The organism is Paenibacillus qinlingensis (assembly GCF_031455095.1).
Classification (GTDB): Bacteria; Bacillota; Bacilli; order Paenibacillales; family NBRC-103111; genus Paenibacillus_E; species Paenibacillus_E qinlingensis_A.
The window spans coordinates 452,649-479,362 of sequence record NZ_JAVDSB010000002.1 but is presented as its reverse complement, the minus strand read 5'-3'; the positions used below and the strand labels follow the sequence as shown (position 1 = coordinate 479,362).

The 26,714-nt window shown below is 44.4% G+C and carries 26 protein-coding genes; 22 read left to right on the top strand and 4 right to left on the bottom strand.

Annotation, left to right across the window (positions count from 1 at the left end):
- Positions 1 to 9: 9 nt before the first annotated feature.
- Positions 10 to 1,836, top strand: a complete 1,827-nt coding sequence (locus tag J2736_RS09980; RefSeq protein WP_310225993.1) for a sensor histidine kinase — start codon at positions 10 to 12, stop codon at positions 1,834 to 1,836.
- Positions 1,829 to 2,605, top strand: coding sequence for a response regulator transcription factor (locus J2736_RS09975; RefSeq protein WP_310225991.1), 777 nt, complete (start codon positions 1,829 to 1,831; stop codon positions 2,603 to 2,605). Before J2736_RS09980 ends, J2736_RS09975 begins: the two co-directional genes overlap by 8 nt.
- Before the next feature lie 22 nt (positions 2,606 to 2,627).
- On the opposite strand, the gene J2736_RS09970 is transcribed toward J2736_RS09975, so the two are convergent.
- From J2736_RS09970 to J2736_RS09960, 3 genes are read right to left on the bottom strand one after another with little or no spacing between them, the layout of a single operon-like run.
- Positions 2,628 to 3,308 carry a carboxylesterase family protein gene (locus J2736_RS09970; RefSeq protein WP_310225989.1) on the bottom strand — a complete coding sequence of 227 codons (681 nt, stop codon included), beginning with the start codon at positions 3,306 to 3,308 and terminating at the stop codon, positions 2,628 to 2,630.
- A 13-nt stretch (positions 3,309 to 3,321) separates the two neighbouring features.
- On the bottom strand, positions 3,322 to 4,482 hold the full coding sequence (locus J2736_RS09965; RefSeq protein WP_310225987.1) for a mandelate racemase/muconate lactonizing enzyme family protein: 1,161 nt from the start codon (positions 4,480 to 4,482) through the stop codon (positions 3,322 to 3,324).
- Between the two features lie 18 nt (positions 4,483 to 4,500).
- Entirely contained in the window at positions 4,501 to 5,367 is an 867-nt protein-coding gene (locus tag J2736_RS09960; protein WP_310225985.1) for a phytanoyl-CoA dioxygenase family protein, read from the bottom strand.
- Between the two features lie 157 nt (positions 5,368 to 5,524).
- Between J2736_RS09960 and J2736_RS09955 the strand changes: the two genes are divergently transcribed.
- The 6 genes from J2736_RS09955 to J2736_RS09930 all read left to right on the top strand — a co-directional run bounded on the left by J2736_RS09955 (position 5,525) and on the right by J2736_RS09930 (position 13,165).
- Positions 5,525 to 6,595 carry a LacI family DNA-binding transcriptional regulator gene (locus J2736_RS09955; protein WP_310225983.1) on the top strand — a complete coding sequence of 357 codons (1,071 nt, stop codon included), beginning with the start codon at positions 5,525 to 5,527 and terminating at the stop codon, positions 6,593 to 6,595.
- Positions 6,592 to 7,644 carry a response regulator gene (locus J2736_RS09950; RefSeq protein ID WP_310225981.1) on the top strand — a complete coding sequence of 351 codons (1,053 nt, stop codon included), beginning with the start codon at positions 6,592 to 6,594 and terminating at the stop codon, positions 7,642 to 7,644. The genes J2736_RS09955 and J2736_RS09950 overlap by 4 nt, the downstream gene beginning before the upstream one ends.
- Positions 7,644 to 9,494 (top strand): sensor histidine kinase, encoded by a 1,851-nt coding sequence (locus tag J2736_RS09945; protein ID WP_310225979.1) that lies wholly within the window; start codon positions 7,644 to 7,646, stop codon positions 9,492 to 9,494. The genes J2736_RS09950 and J2736_RS09945 overlap by 1 nt, the downstream gene beginning before the upstream one ends.
- A 113-nt stretch (positions 9,495 to 9,607) precedes the next feature.
- On the top strand, positions 9,608 to 10,564 hold the full coding sequence (locus J2736_RS09940) for an ABC transporter permease (protein WP_310225976.1): 957 nt from the start codon (positions 9,608 to 9,610) through the stop codon (positions 10,562 to 10,564).
- 20 nt (positions 10,565 to 10,584) lie between these two features.
- Complete coding sequence (locus J2736_RS09935) at positions 10,585 to 11,457, top strand: carbohydrate ABC transporter permease (protein WP_310225975.1); 873 nt, start codon at positions 10,585 to 10,587, stop codon at positions 11,455 to 11,457.
- Between the two features lie 130 nt (positions 11,458 to 11,587).
- Positions 11,588 to 13,165 (top strand): type 2 periplasmic-binding domain-containing protein, encoded by a 1,578-nt coding sequence (locus J2736_RS09930; protein ID WP_310225973.1) that lies wholly within the window; start codon positions 11,588 to 11,590, stop codon positions 13,163 to 13,165.
- A gap of 409 nt (positions 13,166 to 13,574) precedes the next feature.
- On the opposite strand, the gene J2736_RS09925 is transcribed toward J2736_RS09930, so the two are convergent.
- The gene (locus tag J2736_RS09925; protein ID WP_310225972.1) at positions 13,575 to 14,768 is read right to left on the bottom strand and encodes an S-layer homology domain-containing protein; all 1,194 of its coding nucleotides are present in this window, start codon (positions 14,766 to 14,768) and stop codon (positions 13,575 to 13,577) included.
- Positions 14,769 to 14,899: 131 nt separating this feature from the next.
- Here J2736_RS09925 and J2736_RS09920 point away from each other — a divergent pair, with 131 nt between their 5' ends.
- The 14 genes from J2736_RS09920 (at position 14,900) to J2736_RS09855 (ending at position 26,666) form a co-directional block, all read left to right on the top strand.
- The gene (locus J2736_RS09920; RefSeq protein WP_310225970.1) at positions 14,900 to 15,376 is read left to right on the top strand and encodes a hypothetical protein; all 477 of its coding nucleotides are present in this window, start codon (positions 14,900 to 14,902) and stop codon (positions 15,374 to 15,376) included.
- A gap of 124 nt (positions 15,377 to 15,500) precedes the next feature.
- Entirely contained in the window at positions 15,501 to 15,980 is a 480-nt protein-coding gene (locus tag J2736_RS09915; protein ID WP_310225968.1) for a GyrI-like domain-containing protein, read from the top strand.
- A gap of 145 nt (positions 15,981 to 16,125) precedes the next feature.
- Positions 16,126 to 16,272: a hypothetical protein gene (locus J2736_RS09910; protein WP_310225966.1), complete on the top strand. Its 147-nt coding sequence runs from the start codon at positions 16,126 to 16,128 to the stop codon at positions 16,270 to 16,272.
- Between the two features lie 183 nt (positions 16,273 to 16,455).
- Positions 16,456 to 16,803: a TM2 domain-containing protein gene (locus J2736_RS09905; RefSeq protein ID WP_310225964.1), complete on the top strand. Its 348-nt coding sequence runs from the start codon at positions 16,456 to 16,458 to the stop codon at positions 16,801 to 16,803.
- Positions 16,804 to 16,806: 3 nt separating this feature from the next.
- Positions 16,807 to 17,208 (top strand): NINE protein, encoded by a 402-nt coding sequence (locus tag J2736_RS09900; RefSeq protein ID WP_310225962.1) that lies wholly within the window; start codon positions 16,807 to 16,809, stop codon positions 17,206 to 17,208.
- Between the two features lie 216 nt (positions 17,209 to 17,424).
- Positions 17,425 to 17,826 carry a VOC family protein gene (locus tag J2736_RS09895; protein ID WP_310226371.1) on the top strand — a complete coding sequence of 134 codons (402 nt, stop codon included), beginning with the start codon at positions 17,425 to 17,427 and terminating at the stop codon, positions 17,824 to 17,826.
- Positions 17,827 to 17,922: 96 nt separating this feature from the next.
- Entirely contained in the window at positions 17,923 to 18,108 is a 186-nt protein-coding gene (locus J2736_RS09890; RefSeq protein ID WP_310225960.1) for a hypothetical protein, read from the top strand.
- 242 nt (positions 18,109 to 18,350) lie between these two features.
- Positions 18,351 to 19,358: an aminoglycoside phosphotransferase family protein gene (locus tag J2736_RS09885; RefSeq protein ID WP_310225958.1), complete on the top strand. Its 1,008-nt coding sequence runs from the start codon at positions 18,351 to 18,353 to the stop codon at positions 19,356 to 19,358.
- A 245-nt stretch (positions 19,359 to 19,603) separates the two neighbouring features.
- Positions 19,604 to 20,530 (top strand): nucleoside hydrolase, encoded by a 927-nt coding sequence (locus J2736_RS09880; RefSeq protein WP_310225956.1) that lies wholly within the window; start codon positions 19,604 to 19,606, stop codon positions 20,528 to 20,530.
- A gap of 87 nt (positions 20,531 to 20,617) precedes the next feature.
- A complete protein-coding gene (locus J2736_RS09875) occupies positions 20,618 to 21,907 on the top strand; it encodes a glycoside hydrolase family 28 protein (protein ID WP_310225954.1) in 1,290 nt (429 codons plus the stop codon).
- A complete protein-coding gene (locus tag J2736_RS09870; protein WP_310225953.1) occupies positions 21,895 to 23,082 on the top strand; it encodes a TolB-like translocation protein in 1,188 nt (395 codons plus the stop codon). The genes J2736_RS09875 and J2736_RS09870 overlap by 13 nt, the downstream gene beginning before the upstream one ends.
- A 147-nt stretch (positions 23,083 to 23,229) precedes the next feature.
- Positions 23,230 to 24,126, top strand: coding sequence for an ABC transporter permease (locus tag J2736_RS09865; RefSeq protein ID WP_310225950.1), 897 nt, complete (start codon positions 23,230 to 23,232; stop codon positions 24,124 to 24,126).
- On the top strand, positions 24,126 to 25,043 hold the full coding sequence (locus tag J2736_RS09860; protein WP_310225948.1) for a carbohydrate ABC transporter permease: 918 nt from the start codon (positions 24,126 to 24,128) through the stop codon (positions 25,041 to 25,043). The genes J2736_RS09865 and J2736_RS09860 overlap by 1 nt, the downstream gene beginning before the upstream one ends.
- A 75-nt stretch (positions 25,044 to 25,118) precedes the next feature.
- On the top strand, positions 25,119 to 26,666 hold the full coding sequence (locus J2736_RS09855; protein WP_310225946.1) for an extracellular solute-binding protein: 1,548 nt from the start codon (positions 25,119 to 25,121) through the stop codon (positions 26,664 to 26,666).
- Positions 26,667 to 26,714 lie beyond the last annotated feature (48 nt).

The window sequence follows — 26,714 nt, the reverse complement described above, 5'->3', positions numbered from 1 at the left end:
GCTTCAGTTATGAAGCGGTTGACGGGTATTATGCTAGGATTAATTGGAAATGCCAGCATGTCGCGGAAGCTGCTTATTTTGTTCTTCTTGGTTGGTCTAGTTCCGCTGCTGATAGCATCGGTCATCTATCAGAAGAGCGCCAGTTCGGCACTGGAGGAAGAACTTGGGGAGTATACCGTGGAGATTACGGTTCAGGCAGAGCGGAGACTCGCTTCCTTCGAGGAGGAACTGCAGAAGTTGGCAAATATTATCCGATTTGACCGGGATGTCCAAGAGTTCCTCAGACTTCCCAAGTTGACGGATGATGACAAAACGCTGCAAGTGGTGGCGGATACGCGTAAATTATTGCGATCTATTGGTATTCTGCGGGGCAATCTATCGGGGATCTTCATCGTGAATGACTCCGGACTTGTTGTTTATGACGGGACCGATCGGGTTATCCAATTCGATTATGACTACGGAGCCGATTCTTGGTTCCAAGCACTCAAGACCCGAAAGGGCTTCAACCTCTTCCCCTTAAGAGCTCAGGCGTATATGGAGGGCAAACCGGTCATCACGTATGCTGGACGGTTGACAGAGTTTGCACATTTTCAAGAACGAGGGACGTTGTTAATTGATTTCGATCCCTACATGATTGATGAGATGAGCAGCCATATCCAACTGGGGGAGACGGGGTATGTCTTCGCTGTCACGGGGCAAGGAGAACCGCTCAGTCCACAAGGGAGATATCCGCAAGCCTTGCAGCAATCTCCGGAGTTTCAGCAAGTATTTGCAAACCGTTCGGGCCATTTCTTGGTCAATTACCAAGGGGTGAAGACCCTGGTCGGCTTCACGACCTCTCCGCAGACGGGCTGGAAGATTGTCGGTGTTGTCCCGTTTGGTGAAGTTGCCAAGGGGCTGTACAAGGTTCAATATGTGCTGCTTATTATCGTTCTGCTTGCTATTGTACTAATGACAGCTGTAGCTGTTGTCGCGAGTCGGATCATAACCAAGCCAATTAAAAAGTTAGAGGTAAGCATGAAGCTGGTGGAGCAGGGCAACTTAAACGTACGTGCTCCGATTGATCGCGTGGATGAAATTGGACGATTGAGCAAGCGATTTAATCATATGCTTGTTGAGTTGGACAAGATGAGGCAGGAAGTGACCTCATCTCAACTTCGTGAATACTCGCTGGAGCTGCTGCGCCGGGAATCCGAAATGAAAGCGCTGCAAGCGCAGATTAACCCGCATTTTCTCTATAATACACTCAATACGATGACTTGCATCGCAGAGGTGCACGACATAGACAGTATAGCGAAGGTGAGTACCTGCTTGGCCCAGATGTTTAAATATAGCATTAGTGGTTCCAACTTCGCCCTGCTGCAGGACGAAATTGAGCACGTTAGAGCTTATATGAGTATTATTGATGTACGCTTCGATGGTCAAATCAAATGTCATTGGGACATCGAGCCGCACCTTGACGACTTCCTTCTCGTCAAACTTATCATTCAGCCCATCGTCGAAAACGCTGTGGTTCATGGATTAGAAGGACGAAGAGGTGGAGGCAATATATGGATTCATATTTTCGAGCGGGGGAAAGAAGTCGTCGTTCGAGTAACCGATGATGGTGTCGGGATTCCTGAGACAAGGTTGCTAGCACTGCGCGAATCGATGGAACAAGCGGATATGCCGTTCAGCAAAGATCAACACATCGGGCTGTTCAATGTAGCGCAGCGAATCAGACTGCATTATGGACAGCAAGGCAAGATTCGTATCGCAAGCCGAGTGGGACAGGGGACGATCGTCGAGTTAATTCTTGCCCGTAAGATCGAATTGGAGGCTCCCGATCATGTATAACATACTGATTGCTGATGATGAACGATGGATGTGTGAAGGACTCAAGAAGGTCATCGAGAAGTGCGCTGTGGATTTCATTGTTACAGCCATGGCAAGGGATGGCTTAGAAGTACTTCAGTTGTTAGAGAAAGAAGATTTCGATCTCCTCATTACGGATGTCCGCATGCCAGAGATGGACGGTATTACCTTGCTGAAGGAGATGCGCAACCGTCAAATTTCCATTCCTGTCATTTTCATGTCCGGTCATGACGAATTTCAATATGCTAGAGCAGCTCTTCGCTACGGAGCCATAGATTATGTGCTCAAACCAATTGATAAGGAAGAGATTCGTCAGATTCTTCTCAAAATAAAGAGTCAGCTGGATGCTGAGAATAACGGTCTGGAGCTTACGACTACGACGGATGCGCTCGCACTAAGCCCAGAGGAATTACACCAGGGAACGCAGCTTGTACAGAAGCTCAAGGCTGTGGTCGAGAGCTCTTATATGGAGGAGCTGTCCATCTCTAGGCTATCGGAAAAGGCAGGATTCAACTCCTCCTATTTGAGCCGAATTTTCAAGTTGGAGACGGGCAAGGGCTTTGTGCAATACTTGACAGAGGTTCGAATGACCGAAGCCAAGAGGCTGCTTCAGGATCCTAGGGAGCTTACCGTCGGGATGATCGCGAAGAAGGTGGGCTATTGGGACGAGAAGCATTTTAGTAAAATGTTTAAAAAAGAGGTTGGGGTATCTCCAAGTGAGTATCGGAAAGACAAGCTCCCTACTCGATAAAAGGTAGGGAGCTTTTTATAGGTTATTCGCTGAATTCTTTAGTTCGCTGTTGCCCCTTCAACCATTCCCACATTTCTTTGGATCTATATACCGTCTCACCAATATCATGATGTAACCCTTCCAAACGAGTAAAGATGGCAGGTGAGCCAGTGGCTTGTAAAGCCTCTGCCATTTCCTGTCCGCGAGCGAAAGGCAACACCTCATCTTGATCACCGTGAAAAGCCCAGATAGGCAGTTGCCGCAAGCGTGGTGCCAGATTTGGGATGCCAAAAGCGCAGAGAGGCACAATGGCTGCGAGTCTGTCCCCATAATCATAGGCAAGCTCATAGACCCCACGGCCGCCCATACTGATCCCTGTCGCATATACGCGAGAGGGATCAATTTGTAGTGCGGTGATAAGCTCATCAAGCAGCTCACCAAGGAGGTCTGGCTGCCAGCCGCTACGCGAGCCTGGACACTGTGGACAGACTACAATACAAGGAAAAGGCAGGCCAGTTTCCGCGAGTGTTTGCGGCAATACAGATTGCTCAACAAGTTGCAAATTCTCGCCCTTGGAACCAGCACCGTGCAGATATAATAGTAGCGGCAGCTTGGTTCCTGTGGTCGTTGCACACGTTGGCTTGAAGAGGAGATACGGTAACCTTCGCTCACGAAATGAAGTCGAAGACCACACGTTAGATTCGAATTTGACCGTTTTACACATGCAATCAGCTCCCTTATAACACGGCAAAAGTCTGAATAGTCTCCTCGACTAGGCTGCAGCCAAGCCCAGGCCCGTCTGGAACCTGCAGAAGACCGTCTTTAAAAGCAATGGCAGGTTCGATCAAGGTTTCACGAAGCGGATTGAGGAATCGGTTATACTCCATAACCAATCCGTTACGCAGTGTGCTCATCATATGAAGGGACGCAGACATCATGATGCCAGCGCCCACGCCGTGAAGCGCAGTTTGTACGCCATGCGGTTCAATGACCGATTGAATCCGCTGCAAACCGGTGATACCTCCGCATCGTGTAATATTCGGATTAATAATATCCACAGCGCCCTTCTCTGCCAGCAAGCGGAAACTCTGGACGGAGAAATCATTTTCGCCTGTACTTACTGGGATATTGATGGCTTTACGAATTTGGGCAAGCTCATCGACATGATCAGGCGGCAGCGGTTCTTCAAACCAGAAAATGTTGTACTGCTCGACTTCTCGAGCAAATTCAATCGTCTGCTGTACAGTAAATGAACAATTAAAGTCAATCAGAATTCGAATATCTGGACCTAAAGCTTCACGAATAGCGCCAATGTAGGCAGCGTCATTCTCGATGGTGCGCCCTGCTTTTACTTTTACAGCTGTAAAGCCTAGATCTGTAAACTCACGAGCGTTGTCGATGGTGTCTTGTGTATTGTCACTAAAACGAATTGGACTCGCATAGCACGCAATGTGGTCTCTAAGTTTGCCGCCAGCCATTTCATGCAAAGGTTGACCCCGCCGCTTGCCCTCAAGATCCCAGAGGGCTATATCAATACCGCTAATTGCATCCATCATGAATCCTCTGGTATGCCCAAGAGACTCTGCGGATTTAATGAGCATCTCCCAAATAGGGCCAATGTCTCGGGGATCACGTCCAATCAGCAAAGGACGAAATAAATGGTTCACGATGGTCGCTGTCACGCTGGAAAGCGGAAGGCCCCAGCACTCCCCGATACCAATGGTACCGTCGCTGGCAGTAATATAGACGATGGTTGAAAATTGCCCAAGCCGAGGAACACTTTGAAAATGAGCAGCAGGCCGAAGCAGGGAGGCGGGCACATTCTCAATTCCCCCGAAAAGCTGCTCCCATTTGGCTGCAAGAGGCACTGCCTGTATATCTACTATGTGAAGTTGCATGCGGATGCCCTCCTGGGTTTATTTGCGCAGCTGACCTAAGCCAGGTTCTTCCGTGATGCGATGGTGCGGTTGTGGGTACGTGTCGCGGTCGCCTTTGGGACGGCGCAGGAAGTATTTTTCCCACGTGTTATCAGGAGCTTGCTCGAACAGTGAATCGTAGAGCGTATCGTCACCAAGTGTATGGGCAGAGAAGCCTGTTGAGAAGGAGGTGAACATCGTTCTGCGCGTATAGGGCAGTTCATTGAATGAACCATGGTTCATATCATGTGTAAAAATAAGAGCTGAACCTTTCTTCATCGGAACTTGAATTTGAAACGCTTTTTGCTCCTCATCGGTTGGCAGCGGAAAGTTGGATTTGTGACTGCCTGGAATAACAGTTAGCGCAGCGCCATCGAGCGGAATATCGCAAAGCGCGTAGCAGACGGTAACGAGATTACAATGAATTTGATAGTTGTGACATAAGTAAGCGTCAACTGGTGTATAAGGCGTATGATTAGAATGGAAGCCAATGCCACCGCCTTGCGCTTTAAAATCCAACCAAGTGGATTTCATCTTAGGATACTTGATAAAGTTAGCAATTTTGGCAAGTACTTTAGGGCTCATGGCCGCTGCTAGGAAGGCAGGATCTTCAAAGATAATATTGTTTCGGCGATAATTCTTCGCATTCGGTTTATCATCCCCAGAGGGAATGCCATTCACGGTCATCCCAATTTCCTTCTCAATCTCATCAACTTTACGGGTTAAGGCTTCCAATACCTCAGGATCAATCGCATCTTCGACGACCAAATAACCATTCAAATCAAATGCATAAAGTTCTCTAAGCGCAATATCTTTTTCTAAATGCTCATTCACAGCAGGCATGTAGTTCTTCATTGTTACGTTCATGGACCATCGCTCCCTTGTGGTGTTTTGTTTGAAATTCCACTTTACTAATGCGCATTAATAGCTTACGATTTAACTATATCGTCATCCGAAAATAAAGAACATGTCAAAATTTTAGGGGTGTGGCATTTTTTTTGGCATGGGAGAAAGGGACGTCTACATGAGGAAAAAACAGCCAACACAGGCGGATGTGGCGAAATTAGCCGGTGTCTCGCAGAGCACGGTTTCGATCATTTTGAATCCGCAAGGGAAGGATCATCTCCTCATCAGTGAAGAAACGCGTGAGAAAGTGCAAGCTGCCATCCAGGAGCTCGGATATGTCATTAACCCTGCGGCTCGGACGCTTGCCGGGGGGCAGAACCGGTTGATGGGCGTTTTCATCAACGGCTCAGCCTTTCCACTTGATCAGCATGGGTTCTATCATCCTTATTTGGTCGGTATTGAGGAAGCTTGTATCCGGCACGATTATGATATGCTGCTATTTACTCGCTCTGATGGCGGGGAAGGTGTCAGACGTATTTACCGCAACGGTTTGAATCATTTACGGATCGCCGACGGCTCCATTCTGTTAGGTCTCGAAAACAAAGAAGAATTAGCTAGACTTATGAAAGAAGAGTATCCATTTGTATTTATTGGGAAAAGGGAAGTGCCGGATGGCGACATTTCATATGTTGCAGCTGATTACTTCAGGGGCACCCAGACGATTCTTAGTAGAATGATGGCACTTGGGCATCGTCAAACGGGCTTCTTTTATCGGTTGTATAATGATGCAACCAAGGATCGCGAGCGGGGGTACCATGCAGCACTGGCTGAAAATTACCATTCGAGTGTTACCCATATGAAGAGGCAATTGACTGTGCAGGAAATAACACCAGCATTTTGCAGGGACGTTCTTGATGCAGGGGTAACTGCAATTCTGATGGAGGAACCGGCTATGGCGCACGCTTTTGCAGAGGGGGCTCGTCAAATTGGAAGAACGTGCCCAGATGATTTCAGTATCGCCGCTTTGAGTGACAACGATCTGGCGTATCTACCGACACAAGTGGCACAAGAGCTGGTGATGATCAACATACCGAAGCTTGCCATGGGGGCTGCTGCGGTTCACATGTTGAATCAACTCATTGTAGATCGGAATAAAGCGCATGATGCCATACAAATGACAATTCCTGTCACCATTTCAGGGGGATCTACAATTGGGACCGTGCGAGTCGAGGAGGAGCTACAAGGATGAAGACTACCTTTGACCTCATCATCGTTGATGATGAACCGATTATCCGTAAAGGTCTGCTGAAGCTTGTTGATGCAAGCAATCGATCAATTGAATCCATCCGACTAGCGGATAGTGGTCAGGAAGCGCTTAGGATGATTGCTGAGCAAATGCCCGATTTTCTGCTTACGGATATTCGTATGGCGGATATGGACGGTTTGGAACTATGCAGGACAATTCAAGAGCGTGAGTATCCGATCCAAGTTGCCGTTATTTCCGGCTTTGGTGAGTTTCAGTACGCGCAGAAATGTCTATCTTACGGAGTAAAAGAATATTTGCTGAAGCCAATCAACCAAACAGAGCTTGAAAGAGTACTAGACAAACTCATTGAGAGCAGACGCGGGGATTCGGCTAAACCTGTATTCTCCATTCGGACATGTGAGTCATTAACGGAGCGTATTGCCGAAGGTATCTGGTTTCTTGAAGAAGAGAACTTAGAGCTTGCGCTAAAAGAATGGCATCATTACCTCCAGCACCTTCAACTGAGTTCGGATCAAGTTCAGCAATTGCTGCAGGATTGTCTGCAAATGATTCATAAGTTCCTTGCAGCCAAGGATGTGTATGTATTTAACACCGTTGAAGCATTAACTTTGTTAGCGGACAAGGAAGAGGAAGCATCCTTCCTTCAATTTAATACCCTGATTCGAAAAATGTTCAGCGATCTGCATTATAAGCGCAAAGGAAAGTTAATTGACCCCATTGCGGCTGCCAAATCGTATATTGATGCGCATTTGACGGAGGAGGTTTCGTTAGAAGAGGTAGCCAAGCATCTGGGGCTGAATGCCTCCTATTTTAGCCAATTATTTAAACAAGTTACGCAAGAGACATTCGTACACTATCGCATGAAGAAGCGCATGGAGAAGGCGATAAGCTTACTAGAAATTCCACATTATCGCATGAGCGATATTGCTGAAGAGGTGGGCTATATCGATTATTCACACTTTGCCAAATCGTTTAAAAAGCTGTACCAATTATCTCCCTCGGAGTATAGAGCTAAGTTGGGGATTGACTAATGTATACGCTGCGTAGGATGTCGCTGTCGTTTCGACTGCTTATTTATTTTGTCATTGTGATTATCGTGTCTCTCTCGGTCATCGGTTTCTTTTCCTATTCGACGGCTTCACGTATCCTAGATGCCCAGCAGGAGAAACAGCTGAGTCAAATTATTACAAGCACTGCACATCAGACCGAGCTCTATCTGCAATCCTACGAGCGGGCGAGCAATGTTCTGATCACGCAAGACGAAGTCAAACGATTTGTCGATATTCAACCGACGAATAGTTATGAGTACGTTTACTACGCGGATCTGGTCAAAACGAAAGCGATCCAGACTACTTTTTTACATTATCCTCATATGAACTCGATCTACATTATAGGAGCGAATGGACGTTATGTGTTGGATAACAACTACGTGACAGGCGAATTTGCGATTGCGGATCCTAGTAAATTGTACGAAACACTCATGTCATCCATCCAAGATCCGACTAGGCTGACTATCTTGCATACATCGATTAAGCCAGATAAGTCAGGGTCAGTCGTCACGTTAGTTCGTCCTTTTCGGGGATATGCCACTTACGATTTCAATGGTTTGATTGCGATGGAAGTGAATGTGAATGAACTATCTACGCTTTGGGAAAAAGTCGATATTGGTGATGACGGTTACTTTTTTATCGTGGATGAAGAGGGTAATCTCATCTACCATCCTGATAAGGGCTTAATGGGAAAGCAATTAACTCAGACTGTGGCAAAAGCCATTTTACCAAATGGTGAAGGCTCGATACGGTTAGGTGATCCGAAGGATGAACGCTTGTATGTATGGCGAAGTTCGGCTTACTCAGGCTGGAAATTAGTCGTATCATTGCCGGTAAAAGAATTACGTAAACCTATTATGGCGATCCGCTCTGTCATTATTCCTGTGGGTGCCCTTACCTTATTGGTCGGATTATGGATGGCTTATCGATTCTCGCAATCGATTCATCGTCCCGTGCAAATTCTTAAGCAAGGCATGCGGCAGACGGAGCGCGGGGTTTGGCAGCAAATTCCGATCGGGGATCGATTGGATGAATTGGGTCTCTTGACGCGAAGCTATAACCTCATGGTCACACGATTATCCGAAATGATTGATAAAGTGTATCATGCCGAGCTTGAGCAGCAGAAAGCAGAATTAGCGTACCGAACGCAGCAGCTCGAACGTCAACGTGCCGAGTTTCAGGCGCTTCAACTGCAGATCAATCCACATTTTCTCTACAACACGCTAGAAACAATTAACTGCTACGCTATCATTCAGGATTCAGGGGAAATCCGTGAAATTGTAGACAGCATGGCATACATGCTGCGCTATGCCTCTCAGACGAATCTGAAAGAAATTACCGTGGTGAATGAACTCAATCACATTCGCAATTATATGATGATTCTCAAGCACCGCATGGATCGCGAATTTGAGATTGATGTGGCCATTCCTCCTAGTTTACTGCTGGAAAAGATGGTCTGCTTTACCCTTCAACCGCTGATTGAAAACGTCTTCGAGCATGCATTTCGTAAAAAAATAGCGCCGCATCACTTTATTCGCATCGACGCGATGCTTCATGAGAATGAGTTCATCATTACAGTGGAGGATAATGGCCTAGGCCTATCATCTGAGAAGCTCGAAGAACTAAGAGAAAGATTGCGTGCGAATAAATTAGCCTTTGACCAAGGGCCAGAATCCTTTGGTGATGGCGGTACGGGAATACTGAATGTACATCGTCGTATTCAAATGGTTTTTGGGGAATCTTACGGACTTGTCATTACAAGTAAGGAAGGGATAGGGACGACGATTACCATGCGGCTGCCAAGGGAAAATCGAGATAAATATTTTATATAGCCTAAGGTGCGCGCCACCTAAAAAAAAACCATGAAGTCCAAAAAGACTTCATGGTTTCTTTGTGTACCCCACGGTAGTATGGAGGTAGATCAACTAGAAGAAGGAGGGGGATCATGGCTCTTACAGGAACACAGTCCCAAACGACGACCAAAGTGAATACGAAGCAAATACCCATCTGGAGCTACATTTGGAAAATGAGAACCTTATATTGGATGTCGGTTCCAGGCATCTTGTATTTTTTAGTTTTCAAGTATATTCCATTAGGAGGGTCTGTCATTGCCTTCCAGGATTATAACATTTTTAAAGGCTTCTGGGGCAGCGAATGGGTAGGATGGGATAATTATGTCAAAATGGTTCAGTATGACGAATTTCTCCGCATTCTGAAGAATACTTTATTGATCGCGGGGTTCGATCTGCTTTTTGCCTTTCCGGCGCCTATTCTAATTGCCCTTCTGCTCAATGAAGTTCGCAGTATGATGTATAAACGTGTTCTCCAAACGGTTGTGTACATGCCGCATTTCTTATCATGGGTCATCATTAGCGGAATTGCCCTTGCGCTCTTAAGTCAAGAACATGGACTTATTAACCATGGATTGGCTGCTTTAGGACTTGATCGCGTGTTTTTCCTCGGAGAAGAGCAGTATGTAAAAGGCGTCATTGTAGGCGCTGGGTTATGGCGTGATACAGGGTGGGGCACGATCATCTATCTGGCCGCTATTACAGGCATTAATCCTGATTTATACGAGGCTGCTGAGATGGATGGTGCGAATCGGTGGCGGCAAACGACGGCCATTACACTTCCTGCCTTGCTGCCCACAATCACGATCTTATTTTTAATGCAGATTGGTCATTTTTTGGATTTCGGTTTTGAGCGAGTCTTCGTATTTCTTAATTCCTTGAACCAAGCGGGCGGGGATACATTGGATACCTATATCTATCGGGTAGGTTTACTGCAGCAACAATACAGCTATACGACAGCGATTGGTTTGTTTAAGTCACTTGTAGGCCTTATCTTGCTTGTGCTCGGAAATACACTGAGTAAAAAAGCGACAGGCCAAGGGTTATTTTAGTTTGTTCAGGAGGACAAAGCATGAGAACAACAAGTATGTCTCGTAAAATTTTTCTGGCCTGCAATGGTCTTCTGATGGCTGCGATTGCTTTGCTTGCATTTCTGCCGTTGTTAAACGTATGGGCACAGTCATTGAGCAGTGCAAAAGCCATTGAAGGCGGTCATGTTTTCTTTTGGCCTGTGCAGTTTACCCTGATCAGTTATGATTATGTCATCCATAACCATACCATTTGGCGTGCCTTTGCCATCACCATTTGTTTGGCTGTTTTTGGCACAGCGTTTAACTTGCTTGCAACGTCATCTTTAGCTTATCCTTTGTCTAGAAAGGAATATCGAGGGGCAACAGTCATTCTATTGCTCGTGCTGCTTACGATGATTTTTCAAGCTCCCCTTATTCCCAATTACTTGTGGCTGAAGCAGCTAGGTTTGTTAAATACACTATGGGTTTTGGTGCTGCCAGGTGCGATCTCGGCGTTTAACTTTTTTGTGACGCGCTCTTTTTTTCAAGAGATTCCTTCAGAATTAATTGACAGCGCACGGATCGATGGTTGTGGTGAGCAGCGGATTCTTTGGAATATTGTACTTCCCTTATCCAAGCCAGTATTAGCCACAATGGGCTTATTTTACGCAGTAGGGCATTGGAATTCCTATATGTCAGCGATTTTCTATATCAATAACCGTGCCTTGTATCCGTTGCAGGTCAAAGTGCAGGAAATTATTGCAAATGCCAATATTATGACAGATGCCAGTCTGCTGATCGATATGAATAATATTACCCCTGACGGGATTAAGATGGCGGTCGTCGTTGTGTCTTCATTACCGATCATTGTGGTATATCCTTTTCTACAAAAATATTTTGTTAAAGGGCTAATGATTGGCTCCATCAAATCATAAGTACCTAAAAATTTGACAACTATGGTAAAGAAAAACAATGTACCCTTTTCTAAAATGCATCTATAGTTTGGATGGAAGCGCTTCATAGGATTCACAGCAACATGTAAACAAGTGATGAGGGGGATTGGGTATGGGTAAAAGAAAAGCAAGTATACTCGCAGTAGCTGCTACGATGGCATTTGGATCCTTACTAGCCGCATGTTCTTCTAACTCGGCACAACCTGAGGGAGAAAAGAAAGCAACGGAGACGAAATCGGCAGAAGTGAAAGGTCCAACGGCTTTCTCCATGGTGATGGAGGGACGTGGTAAATATCTGGAAACGATAACGGATATTAATAACGACAAATTCGTTAAGAAATTAGCGGAATTGACGAACACAGCACCGAAGATCGAACTCATTTTGCAAAAAGATTATGAACAAAAATTAATTCTTAAATTCAGCTCAGGTGACATTCCTGATGTCGTCATGAGCAGCGGTGGGGGCTCTTCCATTTACGGTAAAGAACTTGCAGGTGCCGTGCAATCGAATGTATTCATGCCGCTAGACGATTTACTCAAAGAATATGGTCAAAATCTGCTGAAGAAGATTCCGGCAGCTGCTTGGGACCGCGTCAAGTACAAAGGCCAAATCGTTGCGATTCCTGAATTTGTCTCCATTCCCAATACCTTGTCCACCTATATTCGCAAAGATTATCTGGATAAAGCAGGCTTGCAGCCGCCAAAAACGGTCGATGAATATCTCAATATGTTTAGAGCATTTAAGAAAAATGGTGTGGAGCAACCATTCCTTGCCCTGGACAAATTCAACCTATCAGACCAATTCTTTGGTGCTTACGATGTGCTTCCTAACCAATTTGAGTTGCAAGGGGATCAGGTTGTACCCAAATTCTTCAAGGTTGATGCGATGATGAAAGCTCTTCAAACCTACAAAACGTTGCTGGATGAAGGTTTAATGAGCAAAGAGTTTCCAACGAATAACGGAAATAACCTAGCGCAAAATGTCTATAGTGCAAAAACAGGCATGTATATGCTTGGTGCCAAAGATAAGCTGAACATTGAGAAAAAGCTAAAAGCTGCGATTCCAGATGGCAGCATCATTCAAACATTGGCTCCAACTGGACCTGATGGAAAAGGCGGATCGGCTTTAGGTCAGTCCATTAATCGTACCTATCTCATTAATAAAAAAGTGTCCAAAGAAAAGGCGATTGGCATTATTAAATTCTTCGATTGGATGCTGACCGATGATGCAGATAAATACTTTACTTATGGCATTGAAGGGGATACTTACAAAACAGAAAACGGCAAAGTCAACTATAAAATCGCAGAGACGCCAGATGAAATTAACGTAGAGGAGTTCCGTCAGAAAGATCTCTGGTTTGTAAAAGATAATACGTTTACCAAATCGTTGATGCTGAATCCGCTTGGAGTACCGGTTATTGATTTCATGAAAAATACGCTGACCAAAGAAGGTCGGGATTCCATCGTATTTGATCCACAATTAGATTCCTTGGTGAAAAATCCAGATCTAAACGGCGCATTCCCTCCGCTTCTCGTGGGGCATATGGTCAAAATGATTTACGGTCAAGAACCAATTTCGGACTGGCCGAAAGTCATTGAGGAGTATAAGAAAAAAGGCGGCGATGTCGTGATAAAAGAGGCGACAGACAGGTACAACAAAAAAGAAGGTGTGTACTTACCGCGTCAATAATGCAAGGAAGGGCGTGCTGACAAGCACGTCCTTTTGTTCGTGTAGGAGGGGGGGACTAAAGTGGGATTGAGAATAACAGTTTAACGTGGTGAATCTAAAACTTTTTCCATTTATTGCCGTCTATATGTAAGAGGCATATAATTCATAGGGGGCATTACTTTGCCAAGTAAGCGTAAGGAAGTGAAAAAATGAAACTGCCTTATAGAGTTGGATATTTAGTAACCGTATTCTGGCTTTTCTTTGTTGCTTATGGATTTATAAATTTTGATTCGGATAATGAAAGTAGCAAGGTTGATTTTGTTATGCTTTCTGCTTTTACAGGATTAATCTTATTTCCAATTTATTTTGTTAGCGTTTATGTGTATTACAGGTTATTCAAGAGAACATCATGATTTAGCATACTTCACTCTTACCATCCCGGGGGTTTATTTTTGTTTAAATACTGAAGAGCTTTTGCAACTGCATAAGCGACTTCACTTCTCCCAAAATCTTTTTTTGCAAGATACATCATATCAAAGTCATACAATCTCGCGGAATAGACAAAGTCCAAACTCTCCTTCGCCCAAGGAGAAGCATTCATAGATTTATAGGTATGATCTAACGAAATCCTTCCCTCTAACGCTCTCTTCAAAATAACGGCCAATTGCTCTCCTGTCATATTTCCGTCTGGATCAAATTTATCTTCAGTTACTCCCTGAATTAATCCAATTTGATAGAGGTGAAAAATGTACTTAAACCCCCAATGTCCATCAATATCCTTGAATGTACTCCTTTTATTTGATTCCGTATCATGAAAAAGAGGATGAAGAATCTTAGCTACCTCTGCTCTTGTAATCGTTCCATAGGGCCTAAAAGAACCATCTGGGTAACCGTCAATAATCCCGTCCATATAAAGCTTATAGACCTCATCACGACCGAACACATCCGGTTTCATATCAACAAAGTGCTCTGGAACCGTCACCGAAACTTCTGGGCTTGCACCAGATAAATGCTTTAATCTATACGTGTAAATGCCGGGTAGAAGATTCTTTTCACTATACGTGTTGGAGTATTTGCCTACAAGTACCCATTCATTTTTATTATTTTTCTTCTCGAGTAAAACATCATAACTTGTAAATTTTAAACTAACACCTTTAACCTCCTTGTCATAGTAAAATGAAGTGATCTCAGGGGAATTAGGATTAGTAGTCTTCATAGTTGAATTGTTTATCGAAGAATTAGTTGAAGCACTATTATTTGAAGTGCTACTACTCTTACTATCTACAGTAACAAGAATTGTACTGTCCTTTCCTTTGTATGTAGCTGTAGCATAAGTCCCTCCCTCTTTTAAACCAACTATGAGATTTCCGTCTGAAATTGTGGCCACTGCTGGCGTATAAATTTTCCAGGACACGTTAGGTGTTATGTCAGATGTGGAACCATCCGTATAAAATGCTGTAACTATTACTTTTGTAGAATTCCCCTGAACGATGTTGACATGATTAGCACTAATTCGTTCCAGAATAGGCGTATAAGCTTCTGCTCGAGGGGAAAATACCGGCAGTGTAGCCAAAATCGTAGAAAAAGCAATTAATGCAGATAGTACTAAATTTCTTATCTTCATGATTAAACTCCAATCTAAACTACAAGTGATGGACATATTATAGCTGATTCAACTTAGGATGAATAGAATAGAAGTTTGTTGCTAGCTTCTATTCATGGTAAGTAATGCGTTAAATTAGAAGAGGTGGATAAATGAGGAAATTTAGTGTGTTATTCATACTTTGTATTTTAATAAGTGGGTGTAGTAGCAGCAAACAAGTTGAAGTAAAAAGCAAATCAATACTTTATGATTTTAGAGAACCTTTTAGCTTTCCATTTGAAGTTAATGAGGTTCGTTCAGAGATCGCAATGGATAATCCAGAATATCTCCAACAATTCATATTTCATTATAAAAACAAGCAGACTCTTCAAGAAATAAAATACATTTTAAGCAAGGTAATTGATAAACCAGAGGAACTACCCAAACAAAGCAAGCAGCCCCTGGAACTTAAAAGTGGGAAACAAGCGTATTACCAAGAAGATATGACTAGCCAATCCATATGGTGGGAAGGTCAAAATGGTTTTTTAGCTCGATTTGTTTATTATATCGACGGAAATCGTGAGCAACTAGGCAGCCATGCATTAGCTCAATCCGACTTCATTAATTTAGTAAATCAGGTTCAGCAGTAGCTCCTCTTTGTTGTCATTGAAGGGGGGAAACGCAATACATTTTATTTGAAAATTTATGGTCATTTAAGCACTCATAGCTTTTCCTAGTATGACTTTTTCATTTAGTATGAAAGGAGCTGTTGGTATGAATTACAAAATAGAGCGACTTGAAGCGTTTTCAACGGTTGGTTTCAAAGAGCGTGTAAATACGAATGAAGCTTTCGATGTGATTCCAGGTCTTTGGGAAAAGGCAAAACATAACGGACAGTTAGATAAACTGATTGAGATATTATGGGCACATCCGCCAAGAAATCCGAGAGGTATATTTGGGATTTGCGCCAACGGCGATTTTGGAAATAATGAGGAGTTCGATTATTACTTTGCAGCTCTTAGCGGCGAGGGGCTCCCCGATGACATGGAAAAGCTGAACTTCTCCGCGAGCACATGGGCGGTTTTTGAAGTAACTCCTGAACTAGATGTTCAAGGTATTTGGAAAAGGCTGTATACAGAGTGGGTTCCAACATCAGGATACGAACTCGCCAACTTACCTGGTATTGAGTGCTACTACCCACCAGGTCATCATCCATCAGCAGAGGTATGGATTGCAGTTTCGAAAACCCCTTGATTGACAGGAATATTTGTTACATGATTGAAATCTTATTTTCATCTGGTATTAATCATTAAAGATTATAATAATAGTCGACCCCCTTTTTAAATATAAACTTAGACTCTCAGCCCGTTGCTGAGGGTCTCTTTTTGCTATAAACGGAATGGCAGGATTTTCACCGACAGGTGAATCATTTTTTCAAGGCTATATATACAAGAAGGGAAAGATTACCGCAAGATATGACTATGGCGATCCAGTGGATGGTGTTTCGGAAGTCGGTGTGATCTTGAATGATGTACCTCTTGGTTAAGGAATGAAAGGTAAAAAACGTTTAACGGACCTTTACCCGCATCCAGGTGAGTGCAAAATACAATAGTAATTTGTAATATTTATACAAAACTTTATCAAAAATTAACCAGTTTTTATAGTAATTTGATATAAAATGTAGATGAACACGATATAATTTAACCATCATAGGAAAAGAGGTCGAATTATGTCGTCACTATTACAAAAACAGAGTTTAACGTCAGAACAGCTTCAATTACTTGCTTCCGAGATGAGTAAGAAGCAAAAAACAGGTGGTATCGCATGGTTACTTTGGTTTTTCACTGGCGGAATTGGGGGACATCGTTTCTACTTGGGTAGAACTGGAACAGGAGTTGCAATGTTACTCACATTAGGTGGGTTAGGTATTTGGACCCTGGTGGACTTGTTCTTGCTTTCAGGTATGATTAGAGATACAAATGAAAAAGTTGAAAATGAAATTATTTCAGAAATTCGTTTGATTCACCAAGCACGGGAAAACTCAGAAGTTGCTGCGGCTCAGCTATCACCTGCATAACGTATGGATAATTTACATTTATTACGTACGTTAACACTAGAAGAGCTAGCTATCTTAGAAGCGGAACTTCTTAAGAAGCGCAAATCCAAGGAAGTTGTATGGGCGTTATGGTCGGTGTTGCACTATTTTGGAGCGCATCGTTATTATACAGAAAATTATCTGTATGCAAGCCTTATGTTTACAGCCACAGTCTTTCCGGGTATTGGCATTATTCTATTGGCAATCTACACAGATTTAGAATCATTTAGTCAATTTCTCTTATGGTTTAGCATAATCATACTATCTGGATCTTTGCTGTGGAGTTGGGTCGATGCTTTTTTTCTAAACAGAAGAATCGAAGAGATGAATCACCAACAAGAAAAAAATGTGATTCATCGCATCAAAGCAACGAAGATAAATGAATAAAAATGAGGCAGTTAGAAACCATACGGTTTCTAACTGCCTCTCTTTTTTGTACGCAGGTACCCACATCGAATGGAATCAATATCGCCTATCGAAGTATTTAAATATGGTTTAACTAACGCAGAGTTGAATATCTATAGATTTCTATTGGATTTTAATGTAAAATTAATAAAATGAAACTTAGTTTCACTTAATGAAACTTTAAGGAGTGGTAACATGATGTCTTTTAATTTTCTAGGTATTGATCACATTCAATTGGCTGCTCCTGAAGGCTGCGAACTAACTGCGAAAACGTTCTTTACTGACTTACTTGGTTGGAGAGAAATTGCTAAGCCTGAAAACTTGAGAAAGCGTGGTGGAGTTTGGTTTCAATGCGGTATTCATCAGGTACACATTGGTGTTCAAAAGGATTTTGTTCCTGCTACAAAAGCTCATCCCGCATTTCATGTTCAGAATATCGATTCATTACGAAAATACTTGCTCGAAAAAAATGCTCAAGTAATAGACGATGATGCAAGAACAGATGAAGGGGTAAAACGTTTCTATTTACATGATCCATTCGGAAATCGTCTTGAGTTTCTTGAGCTGATACCAAGGGGAGCTGTACAGGTTGACCACTAGGGTAACACCCATGTGATAGTTGATAGATTTGTCTCGCGACAACTCTTGTTTTGTTTATAATAGAAAGGGGAAGACATACAAGAAAAGGTGGCACATATGAAAAAGTACAATTTTATTCGTCCGATTATGCTGATTGTGGTTGCACTCCTAACGAAAAGCTTGGTTACCAATCTTTGCATGCTGCTGGGAATGGAAGCCGAGTCAGCCAAATCTGTAGGTTTTGGTGCGATGGTAATCGCAGCGCTCGTGGTTTTTTCCAGAAATCGCAGAAGTCCGAAATAGGATATGCCCCCGCTCTGCCAAGGGGGTTCGTTATATCGTTTTGAGGGACGAGGATCGTTAGTTCAGAATAATACGACAGCAGCCGGTAGCGATAATCGGCTGCTGTTTTTATTAGGGAGAGAACAGTTATAACGAAAGTCTTCCCATAATAAGGAATTACATTTGATATAATTATCTAAACAGCTGATAAATGGCTGTCGTTTTCTCAATAGCATCGATAAAGAAGAAAATGGAGGAAATAAATGAATTTTGAGCTTAAAAAGCTGATTTACGTATTAGAACAACGGTTCAAGACGAATATCATCACTACCGATTGGCAAACTATGCCGTTACAGGGCGGAACTGTGGGAAATGTTTATCTGGTAACAGGGATCGCCGAAACCGAAGATGGTGACAAATTGCCTTACCGTTTAGTGCTGAAAATCCAGAAAAAATGGGATCGTTATGGTGATCCGGGTTCATGGCGTCGGGAATATGATCTCTATTCGTCTGACTTGGGGGAGACTTTCTCGCAAGCCCTCCGTTGGCCAACATGTTATCACGCCGAGTTTAATACCGAAGGGAATGAATACCAGCTGTGGCTGGAATATATCGATGGTGTAACTGGTTTAGACTTGACCAGTGACATGTATGAAAATGCCGCGCTGGCGTTAGGGCGCTTTCAAGGTAAACTATATGCAGAGCAACCCGCAGTGCTGCAGAAACTAACTAACCTGAGCCATGCGGATCTCATGAAGAATAGATATATGCGTTACCGTTCATGGCCGGTCGTCTACGATTATATACGAACGAAGGACTGCGAATTGCCTGGACACTTGCGGCAGATGCTCATCGACATTGATGAGCAATCAGATGAGATTTTTTCCCGTATTGAACAATTACCCCTCGTGCTATGTCACCGAGACTTCTGGATAACCAATCTTATCTATGCAGACGGGAGTTTTGCACTTATCGATTGGGACTCTGCCGGATGGGGCTACCTGGGCGAGGATCTCGCAAGCCTGATTGCAGATGAAGCGGATATTGATCGCATGGTCGAACACTACCAACGATGTATCCCTGCGTATTACAAAGGTTTTTCGGAGTATGCGGATGTATCCCAGATCGCTGATCATTGTGTTTACGAGTTCATCCTTCTTATATTCGGGTACCGGTTTGTGGAGGGGTATCTTCGCACAGAGGCTGGTGACGGGAAGACGAAGCATGTTCATACTCTCCAAAAAATCTATGAAATGAAGTACGACAGATAACGATAGGTAAATCATTAAGGGAGCAGCTTGCTATGTGGCAGGCTACTCCTTTTTTAATGATGTCCAACAAAATAGTTAGGAAATGAATATATACGGATCATTCGCAATTACGTTACGATATTTCCGTGCTCAAGATCCTTGTTAGGAACTCCTGACCAAGGTTCTTCTTTATATCACGGAATAAGGCTAGGATCGTAGTCGAACGTGTTGGATGTGAAAGCTTATGGAAAGTGAGGGAGATTAGCATGGGAATATCACGTAGGTGTAGATCGGTCATCGTCGGTACCGATTGGTGGACAGACAGTGATGATGTAGTCGCGATGCGCGTGCTCGTTTGGGCGGAGCAACAAGGCATGGTGAAGATTGCTGCGGTCGGGATGAGCGCATGCATGCCGTATTCGGCGGCATCGCTGGATGCTTTTTTGACGGCGGAGGGCAGGCCGGGGGTGCGGATCGGCATTGATATAGAGGCTACAGATTTCGGCAAAGTGCCGAAGTACCAGAAAAATATGGCGGAACGCTTAAACGGAGCCAAGCGGAACGAGGACTGTGAAGATGCGGTAAGGATGTACCGTCGTACGCTCGCTGAGATGCCGAACAAGCTTGACCTCATCGAGATTGGCTACCAGCAAGTGCTGGCCGCTCTACTGCAGAGCCCCGGGGACGACTTGTCACCGCTGACGGGCTTGGAGTTGGTGACACTGAAGGTGAACAAGCTGTGGGTGATGGCTGGGCACTGGGAGAATGACGGGAGCGGTGTGGAAAATAATTTCGCCCGTAACCGACGCTCCATTGTCGCCGGGCATCATGTCTGTGCACACTGGCCGACTCCGATCACGTTCCTAGGCTGGGAGGTGTCGAACAAGATTTTGACGGGCGGTACGCTGCCGGAGGACGACAACGTTGCACTGGCGCTGCGCGACCACGGCTTTCCGAACGGCCGCAGCTCGTGGGACCCGATGCTCGTGCTGCTCGCCTGCCTCGGAGACGAGGAAGAGGCTGGCTATCGGACCGTCGTGGGCACTGCCCACGTGGATGTGGATTCCGGCAGGAACTCGTTCGACGTGCATGCAGATGGGAAGCATGCTTACGTAGTGAAGGTGCATCCGGACGAGGTGTATCGAGAGGCAATCGACCGGATATTGGAGAGTTGCGTGCGATCGGATTTGTAAATGGTTAGGTAATGAATATATACGGATAATTCTCAAACACGTTACGATACTTTCGTGTTCAAGAAAAAGAAAGGATCGTGGTCGAACATGTTGGATGTGAAGGCTTATGGAGCTGTGGGGGATCGATCTAAACTGGATAGCGCAGCATTTCAGGCAGCCATAGATGAATGTCACTGGAATGGCGGAGGGACGGTGAACGTTCCGGTTGGCGACTATACGATTGGAAGTATAGAGATGAAGAGCGGGGTACTGCTTCATTTGGATATAGGGGCTACGCTTTGGGCTTCAACGCATCGTGCCGATTACCGAGAAGATTGGTCAGGCGTGGACAAGAGCAAGGTTTTAATTAAAGCGACGAATGCAGAGTCGTTCGGTATTACGGGCAAAGGCACGATTCGAGGGTTCGGCACAGAGAAGTTCGGTTCCTGGTGGGGGGTACCACAGCATCCTGAATTACGGGTATGCACCATGCTCTTAGATGATTGCCGCTCTGTGACGTTGGAAGATATCTGTATTCGGGACAGCGCGTTTTGGACTGTTCATTTGAAGCATTGCGATACCGTTCATATTAACCGAATTTCCATTCACAATTATCGTTATCACTTGAATACAGATGGCATCGTACCAGATGGCTGTCGAAATGTATTTATTAAGGATTGTCACCTATCGACTGGGGATGATTGCATTCCGATTAAGAGCACGGAAAATCGAGCTTGCGGGCCCATTTTCGTGATGAATTGCATCTTGGAGTCCCCGAATACAGCCATTAAGTTTGGAACGGAGATTTATGGGACGATTAGTGATGTCTATATTAGTCACTGCACCATTCAATCAGCGATTGGGATCGGTATCTTCGTTAAAGACGGAGGAACTGTGGAGAGAGTGCAAATGAGTGGGATCACAATTGAATCGGCAGATCTGTACGATATCAAGCCAGTGGTTCCCGTGTTCATGGATATTGAGAAACGGCATGCCGATTCCAAGTTGGGGAGTGTGCGAGATATTGCTTTCCGCGATCTCTTTATAAGCACGCGAAGCTCCATTGTTGTGCAAGGAGCACCGGATAGTCGAATTGACAACCTATCGTTTCAACAAATCACGATGCGCATTACAGGTTATACGCCTTTCGGCAATCGCTACAAACCTGTCACGGGTAGGCGGACGCTTAAAGAGCAACGAGATACGGAATTCATGATTAAGCCTGCTTATATGACGATTGCGTATGGAACGAATTTACGACTTGATCATATTCAAGTTTTCGATTGCGCAGAGGCGGCTGAACACAAGCGTCATGACATATGCCTCGCGTATTCGACGAGTGTTAGCTATAACTACACATCAGTGGAAGCTGGAGGTCACGAGCAATGGATCGGATAAAGGACGAGGTGTTACAAGCAGAACGAATAACAAAACAAGATGGTCATTATTTTTTCGGTTATTATGACACACCGGCTTGGAGCGGGAATGATCGGTATCATCTCTGCCATAGAGTCGCGTTTTGCAATCGTCTCCCGCATGCGAAAGACCAAGCCGAGCTTGGATATATCGATTTAAGCAACAACAGCTTTACCGTCATCGCAGAGACAACAGCATGGAACTTCCAGCAGGGGAGCATGCTGCAATGGCATCCCGTCTACCCGCAGGATACGGTTATTTATAATGCGAGGAACGGTAGCAATTATGAAGGTGTTGTGCTGAATCTGACAACAGGCAAGTCATACTCCTTGGAGAGGCCAGTTGCCAATGTGGACCCGACTGGACGCTATGCGGTTAGCATCAATTTTCCCCGCATGTACGATTTTCGTCCGGGATATGGCTATGCTGGTGAAGCCGATCCCTATGCGAACGTCCTTCATCCGCACGATGATGGTATCTATCTAATCGACTTGCAGTCAGGAAAGAGTCAGCTGACGATTTCATTACAGGAGATATGGAAATTTACGAAATCATATTTTCAAGGTGAGGATAGAAAAATATTGATTAACCATATCACCTTTAACACGGATGGCTCGCGCCTGATCGCGCTAGTACGCTGTTTTCCAGATACAGATAAGATATGGAAAACGGCTATCGTGACGATGAATAGGGACGGTTCCGATGTATTCCTGCTTGCCGACTATGGGTATGCATCGCATTATCATTGGCGGGATCGCGAGCATTTGGTGATTCACGCTGGTGAAGTGCAGACCCATCCTGAGGGCGAGCAGCTCTATGTGTGGAAAGACAAGAAGCATGAGATACAGACGATTGATACGTCTTTTTTTCTAAAAGATGGACATTGCAGCTACTCTCCAGATCGGCGTTTCATGCTTTATGACAGTTACCCAGATAGCGATTCTTATCGGCATTTGTATATCAACAACCTACAAACCCAAAAGGGAATCAAGCTCGGCTCGTATTACTCCATGCCTGAACTAGACGGTGATATTCGCTGCGATCTACATCCACGCTGGAATCGAGAGGGCACATGGATTTCCTTTGATTCAACGCATGAAGGACAACGGCACGTGTATCGGATGAATTTGTCTTCTATCCTAACGAATGATAACTAGGCTAACTAATGATAATCGAAGGATAAACAGTGCAGAAACAGTGTTGTCCGGCATGTGGTTCAGCAAAGAGGATATACCGATAATCGCTAAGCCGATTATAGTAAGGTTGCAAGCGCTTAATCATAAGACAAGGTGGTGCTATAGGCAGTGCAATTAGAGCTAGGTAAATATCGATGGCTATATCTCATGATGATTCCTGGTATTTTATATTTTATCATTTTTCGATACTTGCCAATGTTCGGTAACATGATCGCTTTTCAAGATTATCAACCGTTTCTCGGATTTTCGGGCAGTCCTTGGGTTGGATTCAAGCATTTCCACAGGTTGTTTACGGAAGATACATTTCTTATATTGCTCCGAAACACATTGATGTTGTTCGTGTATGGATTTGTATTTGCTTTTCCAATTCCTATCCTTCTCGCACTTATGTTAAATGAAGTCCGCAAGCAGTTGTTCAAGCGATTTATTCAGACGGTTATTTATATACCACATTTTCTTTCCTGGGTCGTTGTGGTCTCACTGTCTTACCTCATGCTGACGACCGAAGGCGGAATCGTTAACAATGTATTGGTATCGCTTGGCGGCAATAAAGTTAACTTTATGCTCGACGCTGGATGGTTCCGCCCGTTATATACAATTCAGTCTATCTGGCATGATGCGGGGTGGGGGACGATTATTTATCTAGCTGCCATAGCTGGTGTGGACACGAGTCTTTATGAGGCGGCAGAGATCGACGGAGCAAGCAGACTACGCCAAATTTGGCATATTACATTGCCAGGCATACGCAATGTCGTTGTCATTCTGCTCATCCTTAAAGTAGGGGATATCATGGATCTTAGCTTCGATCATGTGTTTCTGATGTCGAACGCGATGAATCGAGGTGTGGCGGATGTGTTCGATACTTACGTCTATAATGTCGGAATTCTAGGCGGTCAATTTAGTTACAGCACAGCAGTCGGTCTATTTAAATCGGTAGCGGGCTTGATTATGGTGTTTTTCGCAAACCGCTTAGCCAAACAGTTCGGAGAAGAGGGTATATGGTAATGGAACAAACGAAACCGACAACGGCAGGAAGCGTATCTGTGTCACTCATCCCATCCCATAAGCGATCGAGAAACACGCTATTCGATGGGATCAACTATGTGCTGTTACTTCTTTATGCACTGGTTTGTTTTATTCCGATTTTGCATGTCTTCGCGACTTCCATAGCTGCTTCTTCTCAGCTGGCAGCACATCCGTTTCTTCTTATCCCGACACAATTTAGCTTAGATGGATTCCGGTTTATTTTCTCCTCCAATACGTTACCGCGAAGTCTCCTGAACACAATTTTCATTACCGTGATAGGGACCGCACTTAATGTCATTGTGACATCGCTAATCGCTTATCCGCTATCGAGAAAATATTTAAAAGTCCGAAATCCGATTATGCTGATGATCTTGTTTACCATGCTGTTCAGTGGCGGACTGATACCTAATTTCTTGCTGGTGAAATCGATGGGGCTGCTGAATTCCTACTGGTCGTTATGGCTTACTGGTTTAGTAAGTCCGTTCATTTTAATCATCCTAAAAAGTTTCTTTCAGGCACTCCCAGATGAACTGGAGGAATCAGCGAAGATCGATGGCGCGAGTGACCCCATAATCCTGTTTCGCATCATTCTGCCCTTGTCGCTGCCGGCGATTGCCACGATTTCTCTTTTCTATGCGGTGGGTCATTGGAATACTTTCCTATCTGCGATTCTGTATATGAATGATCAGTCCAAGTGGCCGATTCAGGTTCTGCTCCGGCAGATCGTAACGGTTAGTACCGCCGGGGTCGGAGATGATGAGTTTGGGTACATTCCGCCTTCAAACATCGTTCGTGCGGCTGTCATCGTAGTGGCGACTCTTCCAATCTTACTCTTGTATCCGTTTCTGCAGAAATATTTTACCAAGGGCGTTTTACTCGGTTCGGTTAAAGGATGATGCAGCTACTACCTTCGGGATGCAGTTCGTCATTATTTAATATATAATTTTAATAGAAAGAGGGTATTGGTATAAATGAAAACGGTTACTAATCAAAAGAAGAGAGCTATGCTAGTTCTAGTACTAAGCACTGCGTTATTAGCGGCATGCAGCGATGGAACTAAAAGTGGGGATACGTCAAAAGCAACCCCATCATCATCCGCGACTGCGGCAACGGGAACGTCCAGCGCCAAACCAGCTGTTGCGGTGGATATCTCGATGATGGCCATGTACACCTCGCCTAATGCACCAGCAGCCGACAGTGATGTCATGAAGAAACTGATGGAGGTTACCAACTCGAAGTTAAACATCAACTGGGTGCCGAACGCGGCATACAATGACAAGCTGACCGCCTCCCTCGCAGCAGCAGATTTGCCTATGATCGTAGTTGCTGATCTCAATCTACCGGCAGTTACTAGTGCCGTCGATGCGGGTGTGTTCTGGGATTTATCGCCATATCTAAAAGATTACCCTAATTTAAAGCGACTTGACGCTGGTGTCCTGAATAATGCTTCCTACAAAGGAAAAAATTACGGGATCTACCGTGCACGAGATAAAGCGAGAAGTACAATATTTATTCGTAAAGACTGGTTGGACAATATGGGGCTTAAAGTGCCGTCTACGCCGCAGGAATTGTTAAGTACAGCAATCGCTTTCGGAACTGGTGATCCAGACAAGAACGGGAAGAAAGATACAACCGGATGGGTGATGGATAATGGTGGTTCGGATTTCAAGGCGTTAATGACATGGTTCGGTGGACCAAACGAATGGGCAGAAGACGGTGGAAAATTGGTTCCGGCCGTATTAACACCACAATATACAGACGCCCTTAATGCCATGAAAAAGTTATATGACGAGCATGGCGTCAATCAAGACTTCCTACTGGTCGATTCCAACAAGAAGAACGAAATCTTCTATGGCGGCAAAGCGGGTATTTATTATCAGGTGTCTGATTCCACTCGGGAGAAGTCAGTTCAGAAAAATGATCCGAAGGCACAAGTGATGATGATTAATCAATTTACAGGTCCGGCAGGCATCAAAACTCGAGGTGAAGCTGGCTTTAACTTGATGATGATGATTCCAAAGAAAGTCGTAAAGACAGAGGAACAGCTGCGCCAAGTATTAGGTTTTATTGATAAATTGGGCAGTAAAGAAGCGCAGCTTCTGTTGAGCTATGGCATCGAAGGGGTGCACTATACGTTGGACGGCGACAAAGTCGTGTGGAAGGATCAAGATGGTTTCACCAAGTCGACTGGCGCAGGTCCAGGTATCTATAACATGAATATTTTGACTGATCTGTTACCGCAATTAAAATCGGACGATCCGCAAGTCGCTAGATCGACAGAAGTCCGCAGGGACAATGAGAAGTTTGCTGTGTTCAATCCTGCGGCACCTTTTAAATCGGCAACCTATATCACACTCGGCAAGACGTTGGATCAAACAATCAACGACGCTCAAAGCAAATTTATTCTCGGCGAGCTTGACGCAGCGGGATGGAAAAAAGCGGTTGAGCAATGGAAGAGCAGCGGAGGTACCAAGTACATTGATGAAATAAACGCCGCTTATCAGGCGGTTAAGAAGTAGCCATTAACCAACTAGCGAACAATGCCTGGGCTTTCTTTATATCGTTTT